The sequence below is a fragment of the Aeromonas sp. V90_14 genome, from assembly GCF_029967615.1.
GTDB lineage: Bacteria > Pseudomonadota > Gammaproteobacteria > Enterobacterales > Aeromonadaceae > Aeromonas > Aeromonas hydrophila.
In genome coordinates this window covers 66,602-88,568 of the sequence record NZ_JASCAS010000006.1, presented here as the reverse complement: position 1 = coordinate 88,568, position 21,967 = coordinate 66,602, and the positions used below count along the sequence as shown (strand labels likewise).

Below are 21,967 nucleotides of genomic sequence, written 5' to 3'. Positions count from 1 at the left end.
ATCCCCGTTTAACGCGCCATGCCGGCCCTTTGCAGACCGGTTCGCCATTATATAGGCCCCGGCTTGGCGGTCAAAATACTCATTGGGCCCTCAGGCGCCGGATTTCATGCTCTCGATGCTCAATTTCATCTCGCCGAGACGACGAGCCAGTGCGCCGACGTTCCCTGCCCCCTGGGTCAGTACCAGATCGCCCTCACCCACCAGCCCGGCCAGCACCGCCGGCACATCGTCCGGCGTCGCGACAAAGATGGGCTCCAGGCTGCCGCGGGAGCGGATGGAGCGGCACAGGGCACGGCCATCGGCGCCCGGAATCGGCTCTTCACCGGCGGCATAAACCTCCAGCATCACCAGCACGTCCACCTTGGAGAGCACATCCGCGAAGTCTTCGTAGAGATCGCGGGTACGGGTGTAGCGGTGCGGCTGGAACACCATCACCAACCGCTTCTCGGGCCAGCCGGCGCGAGCGGCATTGATGGTGACCTTGACCTCGCTCGGGTGGTGACCGTAGTCGTCCACCAGCATGGCCTTGCCGCGACCGGTCTCGAACTCGCCATATTGCTGGAAGCGGCGACCCACCCCTTCAAACTTGGCCAGCGCCCGGATGATGGCATCATCGCCGATCCCGTCCTCGGTGGCGACCGCAATCGCCGCGGCGGCATTGAGCGCGTTGTGGATGCCGGGCAGGTTGAGGGTCACCTCCAGCTCGCCGGCATCTTTGCGGCGCACCCGGAAGCGACTGCGGTTGCTGGTCTGCACGAAGTCCAGCACCTGCACGTCGGCATCATCACTCAGGCCGTAGGTAATGGTGGGACGGGCGATCTCCGGCAGCATGCCGCGGATCACCGGATCATCCACGCACACCACGGCCAGCCCGTAGAACGGCAGGTTGTGCAGGAAGTCGATGAAGGTGGCCTTCAGCCTGGAGAAATCGCCACCATAGGTATCCATGTGATCCGCTTCGATGTTGGTCACGATGGAGACCATCGGCTGCAGATGCAGGAAGGAGGCGTCGCTCTCGTCCGCCTCGGCAATCAGATAGCGGCTGCTGCCCAGACGGGCATTGGTACCGGCGCTGTTGAGCAGGCCACCGATGACGAAGGTCGGATCCCGGTCCGCTTCGGCATAGATGCTCGCCACCAGACTGGTGGTGGTGGTCTTGCCATGGGTGCCGGCGATGGCGATGCCGTGGCGGAAACGCATCAACTCGGCCAGCATCTCGGCACGGCGCACCACGGGAATGCGCAGCTCGCGGGCGGCCAGCAGCTCGGGGTTGTCCTGCTTAATGGCGGTGGAGACCACCACCACGCTCGCCTCGTTCACGTGCTCGGCACTGTGGCCGACGAAGATGTGGGCGCCAAGGGACTCGAGTCGCTCGGTCACCGCATTGCGGGCCAGATCCGAGCCGGTTACCTGATACCCTTCGTTGGCAAGTACTTCGGCGATACCGCCCATCCCGGCACCACCGATGCCGATGAAGTGGATGCGACGCACGCGGCGCATTTCAGGGATAACGGTACGCAGTTTTGCCAGTTCAACCTTGGTCATAGTTCTCTCTCAATCTGCCCGGTCGCCAGGCGTTTGCACTCGTCGGCAACCCGCTCGGCGGCATCGGTAATGGCCACGCGACGGGCGGCCTGGGCCATGTTCAATAGGGTTTCCCTGCGCCCGGCAAGCCAGGAGAGACGGGCGGCCAGCGAGGCCGTCGTCAGCTCGGATTGGGGCAGGAATTCAGCCGCACCGCCGTCGACCAGAGTCAGGGCGTTGCGGGTCTGGTGATCATCCACCGCGTGGGGCAGCGGTACAAAAATGGCGGCGACCCCGGCGGCAGCCACTTCGGAGACGGTCAGCGCCCCCGCCCGGCACACCACAAGATCGGCCCAGGCGTAGGCATCGGCCATGTCCTTGATAAATTCACTCACTTCGGCCGCAACACCCTGCTTGGCGTAGGCTTCGGCCACGGCATCCCGATTGCCCTTGCCGCACTGGTGACGCACCTCGATGGGCACGCCGGCCGCCGCCACCGCTGGCGGCACCTGCTCGTTGAGCACCCGGGCCCCCAGGCTGCCACCGACGATCAGCAGCCGCAGTGGCTCGGCCCCGTTGCGCAACTGGGGATCCGGCAGCGCCACCACTTCGGGGCGTACCGGATTGCCCACCACGGCGGTGCGACGGCTCGGCGCGAAGGCGCCCGGAAATGCCATCAGCACCCGCTTGGCGAGGCGAGCCAGCAGCTTGTTGGTCAGGCCGGCCGCAGCATTCTGCTCGTGCAGCAGCAGCGGGATACCGGACAGCCACGCCGCCACGCCACCCGGGCCGGAGGCAAAGCCGCCCATGCCGAGCACCACGTCGGGGCGAATGGTCTTGAGCACCCGCCGCGCCTGCAGCACGGATTTGACGATGCGATAGGGCGCCACCAGCAGACGCTTGATGCCGTTGCCACGCACCCCCTGGATATCGATGAAGGAGATGGGGTAACCATGGGCAGGCACCAGCTCGGCCTCCATCCGGTCGGCGGTGCCGAGCCAGTGAATGGTCCAGCCCTGGGCCTTCAGGCGATCAGCCACGGCCAAGCCGGGGAACACATGGCCCCCGGTACCGCCTGCCATCACCAACAGCGTCTTGCTCACTAAACCTCCCGCACGCGCGCCTGGGCACTGGCCTGGCGCAACTCGAAATCGATACGAATCAACATGCTCACCGCCACCATCATGATGATGAGGCTCGAACCACCATAACTGACCAGCGGCAGGGTCAGCCCCTTGGTCGGCATCATGCCGCTGGCTGCCCCCACGTTGACGAAGGTCTGGAAGCTGAACCAGATGCCGATGCCGATGGCCAGATAGCCTTCATACAGTCGCTCGGCCACCAGCGCCTGGTGCCCCAGCTTGAGCGCCTTGATTGCCAGCGCAAAGATGAGAAACAGCGCGCCCAGCACGCCCACATAGCCCAGCTCTTCCCCCAGGATGGCGAACACGAAGTCGGTGTGCGCCTCCGGCAGGTACTCCATCTTCTGGATGGAGTTGCCAAGCCCCTCGCCAAACCAGCTGCCACGGCCGAAGGCCATCAGCGACTGGGTCAGCTGGTAGCCGCTGCCGAACGGATCGGCCCAGGGATCGAGGAAGGAGGTCACCCGCCGCATCCGATAGGGCTCGGCGATGATCAGAGTCACCACCGCGCTCACCCCCACCAGGATGAGACCGATGAACTGCACCAGCCGGGCGCCGGCCAGGAACAGCATGCCGAGCGAGGTGACGAACATCACCACCACCGAACCCAGATCAGGCTGGGCCAGCAGCAGGATGGCCACCACGAACAGCACCGCCATCGGCTTCATGAAACCGATGAAACGCTCGCGTACCTCGCTCTGGCGGCGCACCAGGTAGCCCGCCAGATAGACGAACAGCGCCAGCTTGCCGAACTCGGCCGGCTGCAGGTTGAACGGGCCAAGCGGCAACCAGCGCACCGAGCCGTTGACGCTGCGGCCCACCAGCAGCACCAGCACCAGCATGACGATGGCCAGCAGCAGCATGGGGCCGTTGTAGTGCTGCCAGCGCGCCATCGGCACCTGCAGCACGAACCAGGAGATGCCGAGCGCCATCAGCAGAAACAGGCCGTGACGCTTCACGAACATGAAGGGATCGTTGTTGATGGCGATCCCCTCCGGGATCGAGGCGGAGGCCACGATCACCAGACCCACCGCCATCAGCGCCAGCGCCAGCACGACCAGCTGCCGGTCATAGAGACCGGCAGGGCGCGCCGGCAACAGCCAGCGCTGCAAGAAGCCTGCGACTGCGCGAAGGGCGTTCATAACTTTTGTACCAGCTCGGTGAAACGATCACCGCGCGCTTCGAAAGACTTGAACTGGTCCAGGCTGGCGCAGGCCGGCGCCAGCAGCACCCAGTCGCCGGGTCTGGCATCGGCAGCCGCCTTGGCGACCGCGGCATCCAGATCCGCCACCCGCTCGGTCTGCTCGCCCAGCGCCAGCAGCACCTCGGCATCCTGGCCGAAACAGTACATGTGATCGATCTGGCTGCCGAGCAGCGCCTGCACCGGGCCGAAATCCTGACCCTTGCCCTGGCCACCGGCCAGCAGCAGCAGACGGCCTTTCACCGACTCGCGCACTCCGGCCACGGCAGCCAGGGTCGCCCCCACGTTGGTGGCCTTGGAGTCGTTGATCCAGCGCACCCCGTTCACCTCCCGCACGAAGCGGGCACGGTGGGGCAGCCCCTCGAAACGGCGCAGTACTCTCAGCTGCGGCTCGCGCGGGATGCCGACCGCATCGCACAGGGCCATGGCGGCCAGTGCGTTGGCCTGGTTGTGGGCGCCGACGATCTTCATCTCGTCCACCGCCAGCAACGGCTCGCCGTGCAGGGTCAGCCAGTGACGGCCATCCAGCTCGCAGCGGCCATAGCCGTTGCAGTCAAGGCCAAAGCTCTGCCACACCTGGCCCACGTCGGGCAGGGTCTGGGCATCGTCGCGATTGATCAGGATGTGCTGGGAGTGCTGATGGATCTCCATCTTGGCGGCCCGATAGTCGGCCATGCCCTGATAGCGATCCATATGATCCTCACTGAGGTTCAATACCACGGAGGCGGCGGCGCGCAGGCTGTGGGTGGTCTCCAGCTGGAAGCTGGAGAGCTCCAGCACGCAGAGATCCATCGGCTGCTTGAGCAGCTCGAGCGCCGGCGTGCCGATGTTGCCACCCACCCCGACCTTGAGGCCGGCTTCGGCGATCATTTCGCCCACCAGGGTGGTGACAGTGCTCTTGCCGTTGGAGCCGGTGATGGCGATCACCGGCACCTGGGTCTCGCGCACGAACAGCTCGATGTCGCCGACGATGCGCACCCCGAACTCGGCGGCCGCTTGCAGTTCGGGCGTAGCCAGGGCAATGCCCGGGCTCGCCACTATCATGTGCGCCTGCTTGAGCAGCTCGCCATCCAGCCCGTGGATGAGTTCCACCTCGGCAGGCAGTTGATCCTTGCCGGGCGGGTTGGCGCGGGTGTCCATCACCAGCGGCGTCACGCCACGGCCGAGGAAATAGTCGACGCAGGAGAGTCCGGTTTTGCCGAGTCCGATGATGATGACCATGGCTTACCTCACCTTCAGGGTGGCGAGGCCGAGCAGCACCAGCATGAGCGTGATGATCCAGAAGCGCACGATGACGCGCGGCTCCGGCCAGCCCTTCTTCTCATAGTGGTGATGGATCGGTGCCATGCGGAAGATGCGCACGCCGCGCAGTTTGTAGGACCCCACCTGCAGGATCACCGAGACGGTCTCCATCACGAAGACGCCACCCATGATCACCAGCAGAAACTCCTGACGCACCAGCACTGCGATGGTGCCAAGTGCGCCGCCCAGCGCCAGGGAGCCCACGTCCCCCATGAACACCTGGGCCGGGTAGGTGTTGAACCAGAGGAAACCCAGACCCGCCCCGACGATGGCGGTACAGACGATCACCAGCTCGGAGGTATAGGGCACATAGGGAATATGCAGGTAGTTGGCGAAATTGACGTTGCCGGTGGCCCAGGCGATGAAGGCGAAGCCCCCCGCCACCATCACGGTCGGCATGATGGCCAGACCATCCAGGCCATCCGTGAGATTGACCGCATTGGAGGTGCCGACGATGACGAAGTAGGTCAATACGATGAACATCAGCCCGAGTTGCGGCATCACATCCTTGAGGAAGGGCACCACCAGCTGGGTCTGACCGTCGTGAGTGGCGGTGGCGTAAAGGAACACGGCCACCCCCAGCGCAACGGCGGATTGCCAGAAGTACTTCCAGCGGGCGATCAGGCCGTCGGTGTTCTTGCGCACCACCTTGAGGTAGTCATCGGCGAAACCGATGGCGCCATAGGCACCCAGCACGAACAGCACCAGCCAGACATAGGGGTTGTCGAGGCGGCACCAGAGCAGCACCGAGATGAAGATGGCAGCGATGATCATCAGTCCGCCCATGGTCGGAGTGCCTTTCTTGCTCAGGTGCGACTCGGGACCGTCATTGCGGATCACCTGGCCGAATTTGAGGATCTGCAGGCGGCGGATGAGACGCGGCCCCATCCAGAGCGCCACCACCAGGCCGGTGATGATCGACAGGATGGCGCGAAACGTCAGGTAGGAGAAGACGTTGAAGAAGGTGAAGTGCGGGGTGAGCAGTTCCGCCAGCCAGACTAGCATGTGGCTGACTCCTGACGGTCTTTGACCATCTCGACGATATCTTCCATGCGGGAGCCACGGGCACCCTTGACCAGGATCGCGATTTCTTGATGTGTATTTATCATTTGCGCAAGCACTTCAAACAACGACGCCTTGTTATCGAAATGTCGGCCAGCCGCGGCATCTGCGGTGTGGCGACTCTGTTCCCCTACGGTCAGCACGGCATCAAGGCCGCGCTCGCTGGCGTGGCGTCCGACCCGGGCGTGCTGCTCGGCGGACTCCTCACCCAACTCCTTCATGTCACCGAACACCAGCACCTTGTAGCCGCTCATGGCGGTCAGGGCATCGATGCCCGCCAGCACGGACTCCACGCTGGCGTTGTAGGTGTCGTCCACCAGGGTGAGACCACCCCAGCGCTGGACGCAGAAACGGCCCTTGACCGGCGCCATCTGCTCGAGCCCGGCCTTGACCGAGGCGAGCGAGGCACCGAGCGCCAGCGTGCCGGCGGCGGCGGCCAGGGCGTTCGCCACGTTGTGGCGGCCCGGGATGGCCAGGGTCAGGCTCACTTCGCCCTGCGGCGTCACCATGACGAACTCGGCACAACCCTGCTGATTGATCACCACGCTTCTGGCATGGAACGGCTGACGCTGATCCTCGATGGAGAAGGCGCAGTGGATCCCGCGGGCCTGCCATTTGGGCCAGAACTCGTTGTCGGCATTGACGATGGCGGTGCCGCCCTCGCCTAGCCCCTCGAAGATTTCGCTCTTGGCATGGAATACACCTTCCAGCGAGCCGAAACCCTCCAGGTGGGCCGCCGCCACGTTGTTGATGATGGCGGCATCGGGTTTGGCCAGCGAGGTGGTCCAGGCGATCTCGCCCGGGTGGTTGGCCCCCAGCTCCATCACCGCAAAGCGGTGTTGCGGCTCGAGGCGCAGCAGGGTCAGCGGCACCCCCACTTCGTTGTTGAAGTTGCCGGCGGTGGCCAGCACTTCCCCTTCCTGACGCAGGATGGCGGTCGCCATCTCCTTCACCGTGGTCTTGCCGCAACTGCCGGTGATGGCCAGCACTTTCGGGTTGATCCGCTCGCGCACCAGCCGACCGAGGCGACCCAGTCCCTTGAGACTGTCGGTCACCACCAGCTGGGGGATCGCCAACGGCAGTTCACGCTCGACCAGCAGGGCCGATGCCCCGGCGGCCACGGCCTGCTCGCAGAAATCGTGGGCATCGAAACGCTCGCCGCGCAGCGCAACAAACAGCGCGCCTGCGCCCAGGGTACGGGTGTCGGTGCTGACAGCCGTGATCGCTCCGTCTTCACCAATCAGACGGGCATCGAGTACCTGCGCCAGCTCGGCAAGCCTGAGGGTCATCATGCGAATGACTCCAATAATGTGTGCAAGGCGGCCGCGACGGTTTCCCGGTCGCTGTAGTGCCGCTTGTCGGTTCCAATGATCTGATAATCCTCGTGGCCCTTACCGGCCACCAGAATGATGTCCTGTTTGCTCGCCTGGCTCAGTGCCAGCTGGATTGCCTTGGTCCTGTCGTGCTCGATCTGCACGGCGCCGGGATCGCGAAGACCCGCCACCATGTCGGCCATGATCCGGGCCGGCTCCTCGGTACGGGGATTGTCATCGGTCAGGATCACGCGATCCGCATGCAGCTCGGCCATGGCGGCCATCATGGGCCGCTTGCCGCGATCCCTGTCGCCACCACAGCCCACCAGACACCAGAGCCGCCCTTCACAGTGCACCCGCAGGGCCTGCAAGGCCTTCTCCAGCGCATCCGGCGTGTGGGCATAATCGACCACGGCGAGCGGCGCCTTGCCGCCACCGAAGCACTCCATGCGGCCGGTTACCGGCTGCAGTTGCGGCGCGCTGGCCAGCAGCTCGTCGAAGTCATAACCGAGCACCAGCATGGCGCCCATCGCTGCCAGCACGTTGCTGACGTTGAAGCGCCCGAGCAAGGGGGCGGATAATACACCATTCCCCCAGCTGGAGTTAATCTGCGTGCGAAAACCTTGCTGGTGGAAATGGGGATCCTGCGCCGTCAGCTGTCGCCCCGGGTGGCCGGCCACCGGGCCGTGCACGCTGAACGCCACGGCGGCCGGATAGGCAGCCAGCCATTGGCGGCCCAGCCGGTCATCGGCATTGAGCACGGCGCAGGGTTCGTCCACCAGTTTCAGCAGCTCTTCCTTGGCGGCGCCGTAGGCCTCCATGGTGCCGTGATAGTCCAGATGATCCCGGCTCAGGTTGGTGAACACGGCGGCGGCAAACGGCAGGGCCGCGACGCGATGCTGTACCAGGCCGTGGCTGGACACCTCCATCGCCACCAGATCCGCCCCCTGCGCTTGCAGAGCGGCCAGATTCGCCTGCACCTGCACCGCGCTGCCGGTGGTGTTTTCCGCTTCCACCAGCTCGCCGAACAGGCCGTTGCCTATGGTGCCCATCACACCGGCCTTGCCCCCCAGCAGGGTGCGCCAGTTGGCTACCAGCAGCGCCGTGGTGCTCTTGCCGTTGGTGCCGGTGATGCCCACCAGATCCAGCTTGCCGGCCGGCTGGTCGTAGAAATAGCCGGCCAGCTCGGAGAGCCTGGCTGGCAGAGCCGGGATCCCGAGACAAGGCACGCTCAGCGCCGGTGCCACGAATTCACCGTCCTCTTCAAACAGTACGGCGGTCGCTCCCTGAGCCACCGCCTGTTCGATAAACCGTCTGCCATCCACCTGATGCCCGCGAATCGCCACGAAGAGACAACCGGGCCCGACCCGCCGACTGTCCAGCTGGATGTCATTAAGCGCGAGCGCCGGGGCAGTAATGCCAAAGGGGCGCATCAGTTGATCAAGTGCGCGGGACAACATTGGAAGCCTCCGTACGGGCAAGTTTGGTGGGCACCGCAGGCGGCACCGCGTCGGGACGAATATTGAAGAGCTGCAGCACCCCGCCCATGGCTTCGGCAAACGGCGGCGTCGCAACGGCGCCACCGTAGTAGGCGTCGCCCTTGGGCTCGTTGATCACCACTACCATGACGAAACGGGGATTGCTGGCCGGGGCGAAACCGGCGAACCAGGCCATGTAGTCCTTGCCGTAGCCACCCGCGACCGCGACCTTGGCGGTACCACTCTTGCCGCCGACCCGGTAACCGGGGATCTGCGCTTTCGGAATGGCATTGCTGACCACGTACTCCAGCGCCTGCAACATGGCGGTGGCGTTGTTGTGATCGATGACCTGCTCCCCCTTGGGAGGCTCGGTCACCTTGACGATGGAGAGCGGCACCCGCTTGCCCTTGTTGGCCAAAGTGGCATAGGCGGAGGCCAGCTGCAGCGGGGTGACTCGCAGGCCATAACCGAACGACAGGGTGGCCCGTTCGATGTCAGACCAACGCCGGCGCTGGGGCAGCATGCCGCTGCTCTCACCCATCAGGCCGCTGCCGGTGTCCATCCCGAAGCCCACCATGCTGAGGGTGTTGATCATCTCCTGCGCCGGCATCCGCAGCGCGATGCGCGACATGCCGATGTTGGAGGAGTAGCGCAGGATGTCGTACAGGTTGGTCGCCTTGTGGATACTCACGTCGCGGATCTGCTTGGCCCCGATAAAGAGCGGGCCGCCCGGAATGGTGTCCTTCCAGCTGGTGACGCCGGCCTGCAGGGCGCTGAGCAGGATCAGCGGCTTGACGGTGGAGCCCGGTTCATAGGTATCGGTCACCACCCGGTTGCGCACCCGGAAACTCTGGTACTGACCGCGGTTGTTGGGGTTGTAGGAGGGGGTGTTGACCATGGCGAGCACCTCGCCGGTCTTGACGTCCAGCATCACCATGGAACCGGAAGTCGCCTTGTTCTCGTCGGTGGCCCGCTTGAGCGCCCGGTAGGCCAGTGCCTGCACCCGTTGATCGATGCTCAGTTGCAGGTCGTTGGCGTTCTTGCCCTCTTTGACCAGACCAAGCCGCTCGATGACCCGGCCCTGCCTGTCCTTGCGCACCCGCATCTCGCCAGGGGTCGCCGTCAGCCACTCGTTGTAGCTGCGCTCGATCCCCTCGATGCCGCTGCCGTCGATATTGGTTACCCCCACCAGGTGGGCGCTGATCTCGCCGGTCGGGTAGAAACGGCGTGCTTCGGGGCGCAGATAGATGCCACCCAGCTTGAGGCCCTTGATGTATTCCGCCACCGCCGGCGTCACCTGACGCTGCAGGTAGACGAAGCGCTTGCTCGGATTGGAGATGCGGTGCTTGAGGGTGTTGATGTCGAGCTTGAGCACGGCGGACAGGGCCAGCCAGGCACGCTCGTTATGAATGGCGCCAGACTCATGCACCGTCTTGGGATCGGCCCAGACAGCCTCAACAGGCACCGACACCGCCAGCTGTTCGCCGTTGCGATCGGTGATCATGCCGCGCACCGCCTGAGTAGCAGTGGTACGCAGCGAACGCATGTCCCCTTCCTGGCGCAGCCGATCCGGGTCGATCACCTGGATCCAGGCCAGTCGCAAGATCAAGCCGGCAAACGCAATGCCGATGAAGAACACCAGCGTGCGAAAGCGCCACGGATAGAGTGACGGAGCTTTGACCTTGGGTTGGGCCTTGGCGGAAGCCTTGCGTTTCATGGTTGTGTAATTACCTTCTCGGTGGTCACCAGCGGGCGAGCCATCTGCAACTTGTCCATGGCCAGACTCGCCACCCGGGAGTGCTCGGCCAGCGTGCCCTGCTCCAGCAACAGGTGCCGCCATTCGATGTTGAGCCGATCCTCCTCCGCCATCAGGTCGTTCTGCTTGGCCGTCAGACCGCGGGTCATGTTGGTCACCAGGATCACCGCAAAGGCGGTGATCAGCACGGCGATGGCCAGCACCACCTGCAGCTTGTGCCGCCAGAGATCACCGAGGATCTCCCTGGCCAGATGGACGCGCACCTCGCTCATGGCTTACTCCGCCAACCGCTGGGCGACCCGCAGCACCGAGCTGCGGGATCGGCTGTTTTCATTGACCTCGTGCTCGGAAGGCTTGAGCGCCTTGCCGATCGACTTCAATTTGCGACCGCCGGCCAGCTGGGCCTCGGTCAACGGAATGCCGTGCGGCACTTCCGGCCCTTTCTCGTGCTTGCGAATGAAATGCTTCACCAGCCGATCTTCCAGCGAGTGGAAGCTGATGACGGAGAGACGACCTTCCGGTGCCAGCACCTGCAGGGCGCCGTTGAGCGCGGTCTCGATCTCGTCCAGCTCGCTGTTGATGTAGATGCGGATGGCCTGGAAGCTGCGGGTGGCGGCGTGCTTGCCCTTCTCCTTGCTCGGATTGACCCGGGCAATCATCTCCGCCAGTTGACGGGTACGGACATAGGGCTCGGTCACCCGATCGTGCACGATGGCACGGGCGATCTTCTTGGCGAAACGCTCCTCGCCGAAAGTCTTCAGCACCCAGGCGATGTCGTCCACATCGGCACGAGCCAGCCATTCGGCGGCGCTCTGACCGGAGGTTGGGTCCATCCGCATGTCGAGCGGACCGTCCTTCATGAAGCTGAAACCACGCTCGGCATCGTCCAGCTGGGGAGAAGAGACCCCCAGATCCAGCAGGAAACCGTCTACCTTGCCCAGCAGGCCGCGTTCATCCAGATAGGAGGCAATGCCGGAGAAGGGGCCGTGCACGATTTCGAAGCGCGGATCCTGGATCTTGGCCGCTTCGGCAATGGCCTGGGGATCCCGGTCGATGGCGATCAGCCGGCCGTTGGGGCCAAGCTGCTGGAGAATGAGACGAGAGTGACCACCCCGGCCAAACGTACCGTCGACGTAGATGCCGTCCGGCTTGATAGCCAGCCCTTCAACGGCTTCGTGCAGCAGCACTGTGATGTGTTCAGCGGCTTGGGTCATTTATAAAGAGAAATCCTGTAGTCGTGGCGAGCTTGCCCAGTCGTCTTCGGGCAGACCCTGAATGTCGTCATTGACCTGTTGTTGCCAGCGGGCTTCATCCCACAGCTCAAACTTGTTGAGCTGGCCCACCAGCATGATCTTCTTGTCCAGCCCTGCATGGTTGCGCAGTGGCTGGCTGAGCAGCAGACGGCCATTGCCGTCCAGCTCGCATTCGGTCGCATGCCCGAGCAACAGCCGCTGCAGGCGGCGCTCAAGGGGATTCATGCTGGAGAGCGTCTTGAGCTTGCGCTCGATCTCTTCCCATTCGTTCAGGGGGTAAAGCAGCAGGCAGGGATGGGCAATATCGATGGTGCAGACCAGCTGGCCCTCGCTTTCGTCGCGCAGCCAATCACGGTACTTGGTCGGAATCGCCAATCGCCCCTTGCTGTCGAGGCTGATGGCATGCGCACCACGCAACAAATTGCAGTCCCTGAAAATGAGTTAAAGGGGGCAAACCGCCCGATAAAAACCACTTTGATCCACTTTTCCCCACCTTGAAGTTTAAGGACGTGCTGAGGGCTTTTCAAGCGAGGATCTCGGGCATGGGGAACATATTGACGCAGCGTTTCAGCAGCGAGGATTAAATGAGTTGATTTTCCACAAGTTATTTGCGCAAGAGGTGTATCGATTAATTAGCTGTCGACCTGAATGCCGATTCTGTCAGGGGGAAATAATGAAGCGGAACAACACCACGGCACACAAGATGATGCTAACACCGACCACTGGATAAATGATGTAGCCATCCCCGACACGTCGAGCCCGCAGGCAGACCAGCTGGCAAAGCAGCAGATTGTAGATAATCAGCAGGAACGTCAGCAGGATATTGGTACCAAATGCCAGCTCTCCGGCATGCACGACATAAAGTCCCATCAATACAAAATTGGCGAGAATCAAATACAGTAGAAATTTCTGGATCGCCTTGCCCGCTTTTGGGGTCTTTTTTACTCGTGCTATCATGCTCATCACATCCTGGATTCCACATGAACAGTCGACAAAAACTATCGAAAACTGTTGAGATACATCATGTTTTTATTTTTTAGCGCAGCCTGTCTTTCCCCCGCATCATGACTCGAGCTATCCGCTGGCTAGTTAGCGTACTGCTAATGACTTCTCCTTATTGTTATTCCTATCATAACTATCATTGGCTGGCTGGTTTTCCTACCCCAATACAAGGAAAAGGAGCTGACCTGGTCACTCAGCAAACCCAGTTTCTGTTGAAGCAACGCGATCACCTGCAAAGGCGACTGGCACAATCCCAGCCAATGATCCGCTGGGTGGAACAGCAGGTTAGCGCTCGCAAGTTACCCAGTATGCTGGCCTTTTTGCCACTGATTGAGAGCAGTTATCGGCTGGATGTGGTATCGACAGCGGGAGCCGCAGGTCCCTGGCAGTTGATGCCGGACACAGCCGCACGCTTCTCCATTCCCATGATGCCAAGCTTTGACGGCCGCTACTCCTTGCCCCTTGCGACTGATGCTGCGCTTTCCTATCTCAGCTGGCTTCATCAATTCTTTGGGCAAGACTGGTTACTGGCGCTGGCGGCCTATAACGCGGGGGAGGGCCGAGTACTGAAAGCTGTGCTCAATGCAGGTACGCGCAATGTATGGGAGCTGCAGTTACCCACGGAAACACGCCTCTATGTGGCTCGCTTTATCGCGCTCGCCCAATTGCTTGATCGAGCAGAACAACACCAGCTCACCCTGCCCCCCTGGCAAGCAGGAGAAAATATTCAGGTAGCCATGCATCCTGGCAGTTGTTCCCTGTTGCAGTGGGCCATGACAAAGGGGGTAGCGATGAATGAAGCAAGCCGCTGGAATCCGGCGTGGCAGCTTCCTGATGCTCCCGGCATCACCAACTGTCCCATCGTCTACAGCCGGGGAGGCTCTCCTGCCCCAACACACCAAAACAGCAAAGCGGTGTTTCGCAAGGCAGTATCACTGGAAAGCTTGCATGACCCCTTGTTGCTGCAAGCGGCAAGAGGATTGGATATGAGTCGAGGTAAGATCAAGCTGGATGCGTTACAGGATCCACTGGGGCTGGACACGAGGCGCCCACCCCTGTTGCCATGAAACAGTGACGCCAATGGCTGAGTACCGGTGAGAGATCGACTGACTCAGGTACCGACCAGCGTGCACCATAGAAACTGAGATATTGCCCGATGGCTCGTCGATGGGTGATACGACAATCGAGCACAATCCGGGGGGAGAGAGACAGACTAACCGTCTCGGGCAGGATGAAACGGGCAGGAGCCAGAAAACCAACGCCTCCCGGCCCAATATCCTTGATCACTGCCCTGCCGATGCTCTTGTCAAACAGTAAACCAGAAACCATCAGCCGCGCGGCAATGCCGCAGCTTTGTGATTCCAAGGGGGTAGTACCGTCGTGTAGATACCAGCGGGGTACCTTGCGGCGGGGATCATTGAACTCGCTCGGTTCCGACAGCGCTACTTCAAGGTTGTCCATGGGAAGTTTCGTCCTTGGCCTGCTTCACGGCGGCTTGCGTTTGTGCGCTAAACAGTTGTTCCAGATTCTTTTCTGCCTGACTGGTCATCACCAGCAGCTCAATCCGGCGATTCTGGCTGCCCCGTGGGTCAGCCGTATTCTCCAGCATGGTATCCGACATGGCGACGACCTGCCCTACTCGTTCCGGAGGCATGCCACCAGCCAGCAGTACCCGCCTTGCCATCATGGCGCGGTCGGATGACAGCTCCCAGTTACTGTAATTATCCCCCGCGAAAGGGGTGCTGTCGGTATGACCCGAAATCATGACTCGATTTTCGACGCGTTGAAAAATCGGAGCCAGCGCCATCAGCATATGTCTGAAGAAGGGGCTGATGCGAGCACTGCCACGGCTGTACATCTCCCGCTCGTCATCATCACGAATGAGGATCCGCAGACCCTGCGGGACCAGCTGTAACTCCAGATTATTTTTGGCCTGCATCTGCTCAGCCAGCGAGCCAATGAAACCGGCCAGCTGTTTCATCTGTGCCTCGCCTTCAATTTTTCCGACCAACAGACTTTCATAACCACCGCTGGCACCATCAGAAAAAATACTGCGATCCCGCTCCATGTGCCTCGGCATCCTCTGCCCTTGTTCTACAAACTTGGGGCTGAGTTCTTCCAATACAGAAGGATTACCACCCAGATCAACCGGATAGGGGCTATTTCTGATATCGAATGGATTGGCCTCGCTGTCCATGATGCTGTAATCACGCAAGCGGCTGGCAACGACCTCACGCTCCTCCTGGCTGGAAACAGCCAGGATCCAGAGCACCATGAAAAATGCCATCATCGCTAGGGTAAAATCAGCAAAGGCGACTTTCCAGGCTCCGCCTCCCTTGGGCGCACTGTTACGCCGTTGCTGGCGTTTGATGATGATCTGTTCGTGATTGCGCATTACATGGCCCTGTTGGTCACCCAATCTTCCAGTTCGAGGAAGCTGGGTTTCACATCGGGCTCCAGCATCTTGCGGCCCGAGTCAACCGAGATCAGCGGGGTTTTGCCGCGCAACTGGGCGATCAGGATGGACTTGATGCACATGAGCAGCCCAATTCGCCGTTTGACCATCTCTTCCATGGCATTGCTGATGGGCTCAAGCAGGCAGTAACAGAGGAAGATACCGATGAAGGTGCCTACCAGCGCGGCTGCAACATGTACACCGATATTGCTCAGCGGGCCGTCCAGTTGCTGCATGGTAATGATGATCCCCATCACGGCGGCCAAGATGCCGAAACCGGGACAAGCTTCCCCGGTCTTGTGCAGTGCGTGCGCCGGCTTGAGCATGTCTTCCTCGATGGCCATGATCTCCTGTTCCAGCACGGTATCCAGCTCATGCGGCGTGATCTTGCCCATGCCCAGCAAACGCAGGTTGTCGATGATGAAACCGAGTAACTGGGGATCTTCCGATATCTGGGGATACATCAGAAACACCGAACTCTGCTGCGGGTTCTCAATGTGCTCATCCAGCGCCTTCATGCCCTTGTTGCGCGTCTCCTCCAGCAATTGATGCATCAGGGTCAGCAGCTCGCGATAGATCTCTTTTTCATCCTTGTTGGATTTGAAGCACAACTTCATCTGCCGCCACATCTCATGCATCACTTCCTTTGAATTGCCAAGAAACATGGAGCCCACCGCAGCCCCGATGATGATGATCAGCTCGGCAGGCTGCCACAAGGCAATGGGCTTGCCACCCGCCATCATGAAACCACCCAGCACACATATGAAAATGACGCCAAGGCCTATCTGTTTTTGCATGAACGCTCCCGCAGAATTCAAGGATCCTCACCAGAAATGGTGAAGCGTTAATAAATGGAGTCGACCAAACGCTGCTTGAGCTGAAGGACACACTGCTTGTGCAACTGACAAACCCGAGACTCCGTCAGCCCCAGCACCAGGGCAATCTCTTTCATGTTCAGTTCTTGCTGATAGTAGAGGGAGAGCAGCAGCTGCTCACGTTTGTCCAGCGAGGTCAGCGCCTTGCTGATGGTCATCGCCATATCGACGTCATCGGATTCGGTAGCTGGCGCCTTGCCACCGTTCTCCAGCCACTCCTCCAGGCTATGCAGCGCTTCAGCCTGACTGGCGTAGGCCAGTTGACGCACTTCCTCGATGGAGCACTCCAGTACCGTGGCCAGCTCCTGCTCTGAGGGAGGACGCCCCAATCGGTTGTGCAATTCGCGCTGGGCCTGGTTATGAGTGTGTACTTGCTGCCGCAGCTGGCGCGGCCGCCAGTCCAGGCGGCGAAGCTCATCCAGCATGGCTCCACGGATCCGCTTGAAGGCATAACTCTCAAACTGGGCATCAGGCTCGCTGTCGTATCGGCGCCAAGCTTCCAGCAGCCCCATCATGCCAACCTGTTCCATATCCTCCTGATCGAAGCAAGCCGACACCTGACTGCGCAAGTGACTAGCCGCTCGCTTCACCAGCGGCAAATATCGGGTCAGTATGGCCTGCTCGCCCGTACGGGGAGGAGAAGCGCTGAACTCGTGCGGGCTATCCCAGTCGACATCGCTCATATATGCGTTATTGAACCAGCACTTTGGTGATCAACACCTCATCCAGATAGGTCTTGTAACCGTAACTCTGCAACGTGGTAACCAACTTGCCCAGTAGAGAACTTTGCAGTGCAGTGATGTTCTGCAGCTCTTTCTTCACATCATCGTGGGTACGGTGGCTGAAGTACTGCACCATGGCATTGCGGATCAATGGTGTCAGCTCATTGAGCGAATTGAGCTGTGCCGGATTGTGGGTCACCAAAGCCAGCTCGAGCACGAGATAATGGGACTCAACACCCCCTTCCAGGCTGATGACAAAGCGCTCCATCGGCTTGAACAGCGGAGTGGCGCTAAGCTCGGGTTTTGGCTCAGCCAATCCCAGCCATACGGCAACCAGATCTCGCTTCAGATAGGCCCCATAGGCCAGCACGGCCAGCAGGCACAGAGCCATCACGCCCATCATCAACCACTTAACCACTCGCCGCATAATATGAAATCACTCTCGCTATTGCCGGATAATAAAATCAAACCAGGGTGTTCAGCCAGTCACGTCCACTGCTATCGGCAGGCTCGAACTCTTCCTGCCATTGACGTCGTCCGGCCATGATCTGCTGTTGTTGCCATTTACCCTGGCGCTCTTGCTCCCCCCCCTGACCCACGTTGACTTCGACTCCCCCCGCATGATGGGGAGTCAGGCTCATCCGCAAGCGTTCCATCGACTGGATCAAGGCCTCGCGCACCGCAGGATTGGTTACGTTGAGCTGAACATTGAGGCGATCCCCCTCAAGACGCACAGTCAACTCGAGTCGGCCCAGTTCGGGGGGGTCAAGCCGGATATGGGCCTGCTTGATCTGCTGGTTGACCTGAAGCTCCACCTTGTCTTTCAGCACATCCATCAGCTGCTGTCCCCACTGAGCGGGGTTGTCGGCCAACTTCACAGGAGCCCATTGATACTCGGCTGATTTGGGGGCTGCCACAGGCGCCAGATTGCTGATCACACCTTTCACATCGGCAAAGGTGGATTCACGTTCACCGGCACCTTCGCTCGCAAGCAGGGGCTGCACACTGGCAATCACCTTGTCACGCAATACCGGGTCCATCGTCTGCCCAGCAGGCTGTGTGCCCATGCGGTTGGATCCATCCGTACTGGAGATGAACACCCGATTTTCACTCTGAGGACCCGCCGCCTCCCCTGCTACCTTGTTGTAATCAGAACGACCATAGGCAGACAGTGAACGCAATACCGCCGAGACAGCTGACGACCCGTCAGGTCGGACAGCCTCAACCCCTTCGCCAGTCGTTACGGCTACAGGTTGTGCCTGGCGCAGCATCGACAATCTCGCAGCATCATCGGTCAAGAGGAAAGCGGGGGGCTGGTTGCTGAAAGAATCCAACTGCTCTGTGACATCATCTCGCTGCTCATCCGCCACATCCGGCTCTTTCTCGTCGATGGTTTCAACTGGCAAAGGCAATGCCGCCAGTTCTTCCATGAATGGCAGGTCCAGCGGCTGGTATGTGTCCCCCTGGCCGTCAGGCTGCCGGGAAAGACGACTGAATCCTGCGGAATCAAGCGCAGCCAAGCCATCAAGGCCTGGGAATTGAATCATGCCCATTCCTGTACCTCGCCATAGGCTTGCAGCCCTTCCCGCTTCTGAGACAACTCCTGCCACTCCCGTTTACGCAAGGCCGTCTCTTGCCGGCAAAGCAGCAGGGCCTCCTGCTGCCAGGATCGCACCTGATCCCTGGCAGGTTGCATGGCGGCCCATAATTCTGGCTGCCCTTGCATATGCTGAATGAACTGGGACAATCGGCTATCAGCCAAACGAACTGCATCCCACTGGCCGGCACGGGCCTGCTGCAATATCAGACGTCCCAACCCCAGCAGCTGACGCTGGCGTGTCTCATGCTCTGCAGTAAGTTGCTTAGTTCCGGTTACCGACATGGTGATGGCCCCCAATGAAAATGACCTTGCCAGCTAGCAAGGAGCAGGCCAGCTGAGAAATACAGGAATTCAGGAGAATGGTCAGGGATCAGGCCGGGGAAAGAAGGAAGCATCACTTCCGCATCAGCGAGGATGACGCGCCATTGCTTCCCAACCTTCCTTCAGCTCCAGCAGGATACGACGTACTTCGGCGAACCCGGCCACATCGTTCGACACGCTGATTTCAAACAGGCGCTGACCACAATAGTCATAGAGACGATGCAGGTTGACAGCAAGCTCCCCGCCCTTCTCCATGTCCAGCGCACTGTCCAGTCCACCCAGGATCTGCAGGCATTTGTTGATCGCTTGCCCTTTGCGCTCAAACTGCTTGGCCAGAATATGCCCTTCCGCCCGGGCCATTTCATCGAGCAACCCATCCATCAACATCAGCACCAGCTGATGTGGGTCCGCACTCGCCGCCTTGGCCTGGGTAGCGGCGAATTGGTAGGCATCGTAGCCATCTTGATCTTCAAACATGTACAACTCGCTTGTTCCGGATAAGATGCCGCAGATAGCAGGAAGCGTGCCGGTTTAGAGAGCACCCATGGTCTGCAACATTTGATTCATGGTGCTGAACTGATTGAGATAGCGCTTATACGCGGAGTCCATGCGGCGATCCAGCGCATCCATGCGTTCTTTGACGCGTTTCTCGCTCGCCTCAAGACCCGTCTTGCGGCCCTTGAGTGCACCATCACGCTTGGTATAAGGATCGAGTGAATCACTCATGCGTTTGAGCAGGCCATCATCGCCCAGCAACGCCTTGCCAAGCAGTTCGGGGTTCTTGTCCAGCGCCTTGTTGAAATCAGTCTCGCTGAAGGAGAGCTTGCCGGCCTTGTCGGTCTTTATACCGAGACTGCTAAGACTCAGGCCGTTGGGCAGGTCGCGCACACTGTTGGAAAGCACGCTCTTGAGGCTGCGCACCCCGCTGTCGGAAGAGAGAGCACCGGGAGCCTTGGGATCGCTGGACGTCATCTTGGCCAGCTCATCGACCAACTCGTTATAGCTGTCGACAAACTTCTTGAGCGAGCCGGTCACCGCCTCCTTGTCTTGCTCGATGTTGACCAGCAAGGGGGCATCACCGCTCTTCTGGGCCTTGGTCAGCTGCAGTGTCAGACCATCGACCACGTTTTCGATCTTGTTGCTGGCGGAGGTGATGGTCAACGGGTTGTCCCCCCCCATCCGCAACCTGGCATCCTGGGCTTTGGTAATGTCCGTTTTGCCGCTTATCGCGGCTCCAAGCGAATTGGTCGCATCTCCGCTGTAGTTGACAGAGATGGCATTCTCCAGCCCGCTGTCCTTGCTGCTCAGCACCATGTTGACCTTGCCGTCGGTGCGGACCAACGTCGCCTTGACGCCGGGATTATCCTTGGCATCGTTGATTTTGGAGACCAGATCCTTGACAGTTGACCCTGCTGGCAAGGTGGCCAGATCGATGTCGATAGTCTTTCCTTTGACGGTGAGCGAGAAGACTCCATCCGCAGGCAAGGGGGCAGTTTCACTATCCAGACTGAGACCAACCTGATGGGACTGGGCCAGTTGCTCTACAAAGAAGTTGTACTGTCCCGAGCTGGCCTTGCCGTTGCTCGTCACCGTCATGACCCCCTCCTGGGACATGGTTGCCTTCTGTGCCTGTAAATTGGACGCCTTGTTGAGATCCTTGAGCATGGTCTGGAAGGTGGACAGCTTGGTATTGAGAGTGCTGAGCGCACTCTGCTGACCCTTGATGCCATCCATCTGCTTCTTCAGCAACGAATCCATATTTTTTCGCTCGATAGCGACTAGCTGCATCGCCGTAGCGGCCGGATCTATTTGCATCTTAATCCCTCTTCATTTCACTCAACTGGCATGCCTGTTGGAAAATGCCGCCTCGACTCTTTCCAACCGACAACCCTGTCAGATAAAGGCCGCCCCACAGGAGCGGCCATGCGATTCATTAACGCAGCAGACCAGTTACCATGCCGGTCATCTGGTTGGAGTTGGACAGAACGGACATTCCGGCCTGCATCAACATCTGGTTCTTGGTCATGTTGGTGCTTTCCTGAGCGAAGTCGGCATCCATGATGCGGCCGTTCGCCATGTCGGTGTTCTCTTTCATGTTGGAAAGGTTGTTGACGGTGTGCTCCAGACGGTTGATGTTGGCACCGAAAGTGGAGCGGGCTTCACCGATCTTCTCCAGCATGCTGTCCATCGCAGTGATCTGGGCAGTCGCATTACCTGAGCTCAGGGTCACAGCGGCGGCGCTGGTGATGGCAGTGTTGACCGCTTTCACTTGGGTGGATGCATTCAAGTCCAGCTTCTCGGTAGCGCTGGCGCCAATCTGGAAGGAAACCGCACCGGCCTCGAATTTACCAGAGGATTTCAGCAAAGCAGTGCCGCCGAAAGTGGTGTTGTCACGGATGTTGCCCAGCTCCTTGCCCAGCTCCTTGAATTCGGCGTCCATGGCGGAGATGTCTTTATCGCTGTTGGTGCCGTTGGCTGCCTGGGTAGCCAGATCCTTCATACGCTGGGTGATGTTGGTCATCTCGTCCATGGCGCCTTCAGCGGTCTGGATCATGGAGATGGCATCCTGAGCGTTGCGCATACCCACTTTTTGACCGTTGGACTGAGCCTGCAGACGGGTGGCAATTTGCAGACCGGCCGCATCGTCGGCTGCGGAGTTGATGCGCAGACCAGTACCCAGGCGCTGCATGGCGGTGCCCAGCATCTTGTTGGTGGAGTTCAGCTGGTTCTGGGTGGTCATGGAAGCAAAGTTGGTATGAATGGACAAGCCCATGGTTATTTCCTCGATTTAGGCGCTGCACTGCAGCTTGTTAGGTAGACAAAATAGAAGGACGACCATGGGTTGGAAAAAATTGAACACAAGAGAAGGATTTTTCTTTTTATGCCTAAGAAGGGCATGCTCAGCGGAAAAACATCGGGGCTGACAAAGTGCCAGCCCCGTAGGAATAATCGCAGTGACGA

22 protein-coding genes are annotated in these 21,967 nt (G+C 60.3%); 1 reads left to right on the top strand and 21 read right to left on the bottom strand.

The annotated features are described in order from the left end of the window. Window positions 1-90: 90 nt before the first annotated feature. The 12 genes from murC to QLG02_RS06710 form a co-directional block, all read right to left on the bottom strand. Entirely contained in the window at window positions 91-1,545 is a 1,455-nt protein-coding gene (gene murC / locus QLG02_RS06765) for a UDP-N-acetylmuramate--L-alanine ligase (RefSeq protein ID WP_016352177.1), read from the bottom strand. Continuing rightward, window positions 1,542-2,627, bottom strand: coding sequence for an undecaprenyldiphospho-muramoylpentapeptide beta-N-acetylglucosaminyltransferase (murG, locus tag QLG02_RS06760; RefSeq protein ID WP_282464808.1), 1,086 nt, complete (start codon window positions 2,625-2,627; stop codon window positions 1,542-1,544). The genes murC and murG overlap by 4 nt, the downstream gene beginning before the upstream one ends. After that, entirely contained in the window at window positions 2,627-3,808 is a 1,182-nt protein-coding gene (gene ftsW / locus QLG02_RS06755; RefSeq protein WP_016352178.1) for a cell division protein FtsW, read from the bottom strand. Before ftsW ends, murG begins: the two co-directional genes overlap by 1 nt. Then, window positions 3,805-5,088, bottom strand: a complete 1,284-nt coding sequence (gene murD / locus QLG02_RS06750) for a UDP-N-acetylmuramoyl-L-alanine--D-glutamate ligase (protein WP_065392461.1) — start codon at window positions 5,086-5,088, stop codon at window positions 3,805-3,807. The genes ftsW and murD overlap by 4 nt, the downstream gene beginning before the upstream one ends. A 3-nt stretch (window positions 5,089-5,091) precedes the next feature. Continuing rightward, window positions 5,092-6,174 carry a phospho-N-acetylmuramoyl-pentapeptide-transferase gene (gene mraY, locus QLG02_RS06745; protein WP_011707583.1) on the bottom strand — a complete coding sequence of 361 codons (1,083 nt, stop codon included), beginning with the start codon at window positions 6,172-6,174 and terminating at the stop codon, window positions 5,092-5,094. After that, on the bottom strand, window positions 6,168-7,523 hold the full coding sequence (gene murF / locus QLG02_RS06740; RefSeq protein WP_282464807.1) for a UDP-N-acetylmuramoyl-tripeptide--D-alanyl-D-alanine ligase: 1,356 nt from the start codon (window positions 7,521-7,523) through the stop codon (window positions 6,168-6,170). The genes mraY and murF overlap by 7 nt, the downstream gene beginning before the upstream one ends. Further along, the gene (murE, locus tag QLG02_RS06735; RefSeq protein ID WP_282464806.1) at window positions 7,520-9,004 is read right to left on the bottom strand and encodes a UDP-N-acetylmuramoyl-L-alanyl-D-glutamate--2,6-diaminopimelate ligase; all 1,485 of its coding nucleotides are present in this window, start codon (window positions 9,002-9,004) and stop codon (window positions 7,520-7,522) included. Before murE ends, murF begins: the two co-directional genes overlap by 4 nt. Continuing rightward, window positions 8,985-10,739, bottom strand: a complete 1,755-nt coding sequence (locus QLG02_RS06730; protein WP_011707586.1) for a peptidoglycan glycosyltransferase FtsI — start codon at window positions 10,737-10,739, stop codon at window positions 8,985-8,987. The genes murE and QLG02_RS06730 overlap by 20 nt, the downstream gene beginning before the upstream one ends. Next, complete coding sequence (gene ftsL, locus QLG02_RS06725; RefSeq protein ID WP_005305726.1) at window positions 10,736-11,050, bottom strand: cell division protein FtsL; 315 nt, start codon at window positions 11,048-11,050, stop codon at window positions 10,736-10,738. Before ftsL ends, QLG02_RS06730 begins: the two co-directional genes overlap by 4 nt. Window positions 11,051-11,053: 3 nt before the next feature. Further along, window positions 11,054-11,992: a 16S rRNA (cytosine(1402)-N(4))-methyltransferase RsmH gene (gene rsmH / locus QLG02_RS06720; RefSeq protein WP_101614263.1), complete on the bottom strand. Its 939-nt coding sequence runs from the start codon at window positions 11,990-11,992 to the stop codon at window positions 11,054-11,056. After that, complete coding sequence (mraZ, locus tag QLG02_RS06715; RefSeq protein ID WP_060390599.1) at window positions 11,993-12,451, bottom strand: division/cell wall cluster transcriptional repressor MraZ; 459 nt, start codon at window positions 12,449-12,451, stop codon at window positions 11,993-11,995. It abuts the gene before it with no gap. Between the two features lie 240 nt (window positions 12,452-12,691). After that, window positions 12,692-12,988, bottom strand: coding sequence for a hypothetical protein (locus QLG02_RS06710; RefSeq protein WP_282464805.1), 297 nt, complete (start codon window positions 12,986-12,988; stop codon window positions 12,692-12,694). A 257-nt stretch (window positions 12,989-13,245) separates the two neighbouring features. Here QLG02_RS06710 and QLG02_RS06705 point away from each other — a divergent pair, with 257 nt between their 5' ends. Then, the gene (locus QLG02_RS06705) at window positions 13,246-14,100 is read left to right on the top strand and encodes a lytic transglycosylase domain-containing protein (protein ID WP_282464827.1); all 855 of its coding nucleotides are present in this window, start codon (window positions 13,246-13,248) and stop codon (window positions 14,098-14,100) included. 380 nt (window positions 14,101-14,480) lie between these two features. Here the strand turns inward: QLG02_RS06705 and lafU are convergent, their stop codons facing one another. The 9 genes from lafU to lafA all read right to left on the bottom strand — a co-directional run bounded on the left by lafU (window position 14,481) and on the right by lafA (window position 21,779). Beyond that, on the bottom strand, window positions 14,481-15,428 hold the full coding sequence (gene lafU, locus QLG02_RS06700) for a lateral flagellar motor protein LafU (protein WP_017409424.1): 948 nt from the start codon (window positions 15,426-15,428) through the stop codon (window positions 14,481-14,483). Then, window positions 15,428-16,285: a lateral flagellar motor stator protein LafT gene (gene lafT / locus QLG02_RS06695; RefSeq protein WP_017409423.1), complete on the bottom strand. Its 858-nt coding sequence runs from the start codon at window positions 16,283-16,285 to the stop codon at window positions 15,428-15,430. The genes lafU and lafT overlap by 1 nt, the downstream gene beginning before the upstream one ends. Window positions 16,286-16,332: 47 nt before the next feature. Beyond that, on the bottom strand, window positions 16,333-17,046 hold the full coding sequence (lafS, locus tag QLG02_RS06690) for a lateral flagellar system RNA polymerase sigma factor LafS (protein WP_282464804.1): 714 nt from the start codon (window positions 17,044-17,046) through the stop codon (window positions 16,333-16,335). Window positions 17,047-17,053: 7 nt separating this feature from the next. Then, complete coding sequence (gene lafF, locus QLG02_RS06685) at window positions 17,054-17,512, bottom strand: lateral flagellar basal body-associated protein LafF (RefSeq protein WP_039213955.1); 459 nt, start codon at window positions 17,510-17,512, stop codon at window positions 17,054-17,056. A gap of 37 nt (window positions 17,513-17,549) precedes the next feature. Beyond that, complete coding sequence (gene lafE / locus QLG02_RS06680; RefSeq protein ID WP_282464803.1) at window positions 17,550-18,638, bottom strand: lateral flagellar hook-length control protein LafE; 1,089 nt, start codon at window positions 18,636-18,638, stop codon at window positions 17,550-17,552. Then, complete coding sequence (locus tag QLG02_RS06675; RefSeq protein ID WP_282464802.1) at window positions 18,629-18,781, bottom strand: hypothetical protein; 153 nt, start codon at window positions 18,779-18,781, stop codon at window positions 18,629-18,631. Before QLG02_RS06675 ends, lafE begins: the two co-directional genes overlap by 10 nt. 309 nt (window positions 18,782-19,090) lie before the next feature. Continuing rightward, window positions 19,091-19,483 (bottom strand): lateral flagellar export chaperone LafC, encoded by a 393-nt coding sequence (gene lafC / locus QLG02_RS06670; RefSeq protein ID WP_026141638.1) that lies wholly within the window; start codon window positions 19,481-19,483, stop codon window positions 19,091-19,093. A 54-nt stretch (window positions 19,484-19,537) separates the two neighbouring features. After that, window positions 19,538-20,821: a lateral flagellar capping protein LafB gene (gene lafB, locus QLG02_RS06665; RefSeq protein ID WP_282464801.1), complete on the bottom strand. Its 1,284-nt coding sequence runs from the start codon at window positions 20,819-20,821 to the stop codon at window positions 19,538-19,540. A 118-nt stretch (window positions 20,822-20,939) separates the two neighbouring features. Then, complete coding sequence (gene lafA / locus QLG02_RS06660; protein WP_039213951.1) at window positions 20,940-21,779, bottom strand: lateral flagellin LafA; 840 nt, start codon at window positions 21,777-21,779, stop codon at window positions 20,940-20,942. Window positions 21,780-21,967: the final 188 nt, after the last annotated feature.

Excerpts from the sequence above, each read along its gene's own strand:
- murC (WP_016352177.1), bottom strand. The coding sequence starts at position 1,545 with ATGACCAAGGTTGAACTGGCAAAACTGCGTACCGTTATCCCTGAAATG.
- ftsW (WP_016352178.1), bottom strand. The coding sequence starts at position 3,808 with ATGAACGCCCTTCGCGCAGTCGCAGGCTTCTTGCAGCGCTGGCTGTTG.
- murD (WP_065392461.1), bottom strand. The coding sequence starts at position 5,088 with ATGGTCATCATCATCGGACTCGGCAAAACCGGACTCTCCTGCGTCGAC.
- mraY (WP_011707583.1), bottom strand. The coding sequence starts at position 6,174 with ATGCTAGTCTGGCTGGCGGAACTGCTCACCCCGCACTTCACCTTCTTC.
- murF (WP_282464807.1), bottom strand. The coding sequence starts at position 7,523 with ATGATGACCCTCAGGCTTGCCGAGCTGGCGCAGGTACTCGATGCCCGT.
- murE (WP_282464806.1), bottom strand. The coding sequence starts at position 9,004 with ATGTTGTCCCGCGCACTTGATCAACTGATGCGCCCCTTTGGCATTACT.
- QLG02_RS06730 (WP_011707586.1), bottom strand. The coding sequence starts at position 10,739 with ATGAAACGCAAGGCTTCCGCCAAGGCCCAACCCAAGGTCAAAGCTCCG.
- ftsL (WP_005305726.1), bottom strand. The coding sequence starts at position 11,050 with ATGAGCGAGGTGCGCGTCCATCTGGCCAGGGAGATCCTCGGTGATCTC.
- rsmH (WP_101614263.1), bottom strand. The coding sequence starts at position 11,992 with ATGACCCAAGCCGCTGAACACATCACAGTGCTGCTGCACGAAGCCGTT.
- QLG02_RS06710 (WP_282464805.1), bottom strand. The coding sequence starts at position 12,988 with ATGATAGCACGAGTAAAAAAGACCCCAAAAGCGGGCAAGGCGATCCAG.
- lafU (WP_017409424.1), bottom strand. The coding sequence starts at position 15,428 with ATGCGCAATCACGAACAGATCATCATCAAACGCCAGCAACGGCGTAAC.
- lafT (WP_017409423.1), bottom strand. The coding sequence starts at position 16,285 with ATGCAAAAACAGATAGGCCTTGGCGTCATTTTCATATGTGTGCTGGGT.
- lafS (WP_282464804.1), bottom strand. The coding sequence starts at position 17,046 with ATGAGCGATGTCGACTGGGATAGCCCGCACGAGTTCAGCGCTTCTCCT.
- lafF (WP_039213955.1), bottom strand. The coding sequence starts at position 17,512 with ATGCGGCGAGTGGTTAAGTGGTTGATGATGGGCGTGATGGCTCTGTGC.
- lafE (WP_282464803.1), bottom strand. The coding sequence starts at position 18,638 with ATGGGCATGATTCAATTCCCAGGCCTTGATGGCTTGGCTGCGCTTGAT.
- QLG02_RS06675 (WP_282464802.1), bottom strand. The coding sequence starts at position 18,781 with ATGCAACCTGCCAGGGATCAGGTGCGATCCTGGCAGCAGGAGGCCCTG.
- lafC (WP_026141638.1), bottom strand. The coding sequence starts at position 19,483 with ATGTTTGAAGATCAAGATGGCTACGATGCCTACCAATTCGCCGCTACC.
- lafB (WP_282464801.1), bottom strand. The coding sequence starts at position 20,821 with ATGCAAATAGATCCGGCCGCTACGGCGATGCAGCTAGTCGCTATCGAG.
- lafA (WP_039213951.1), bottom strand. The coding sequence starts at position 21,779 with ATGGGCTTGTCCATTCATACCAACTTTGCTTCCATGACCACCCAGAAC.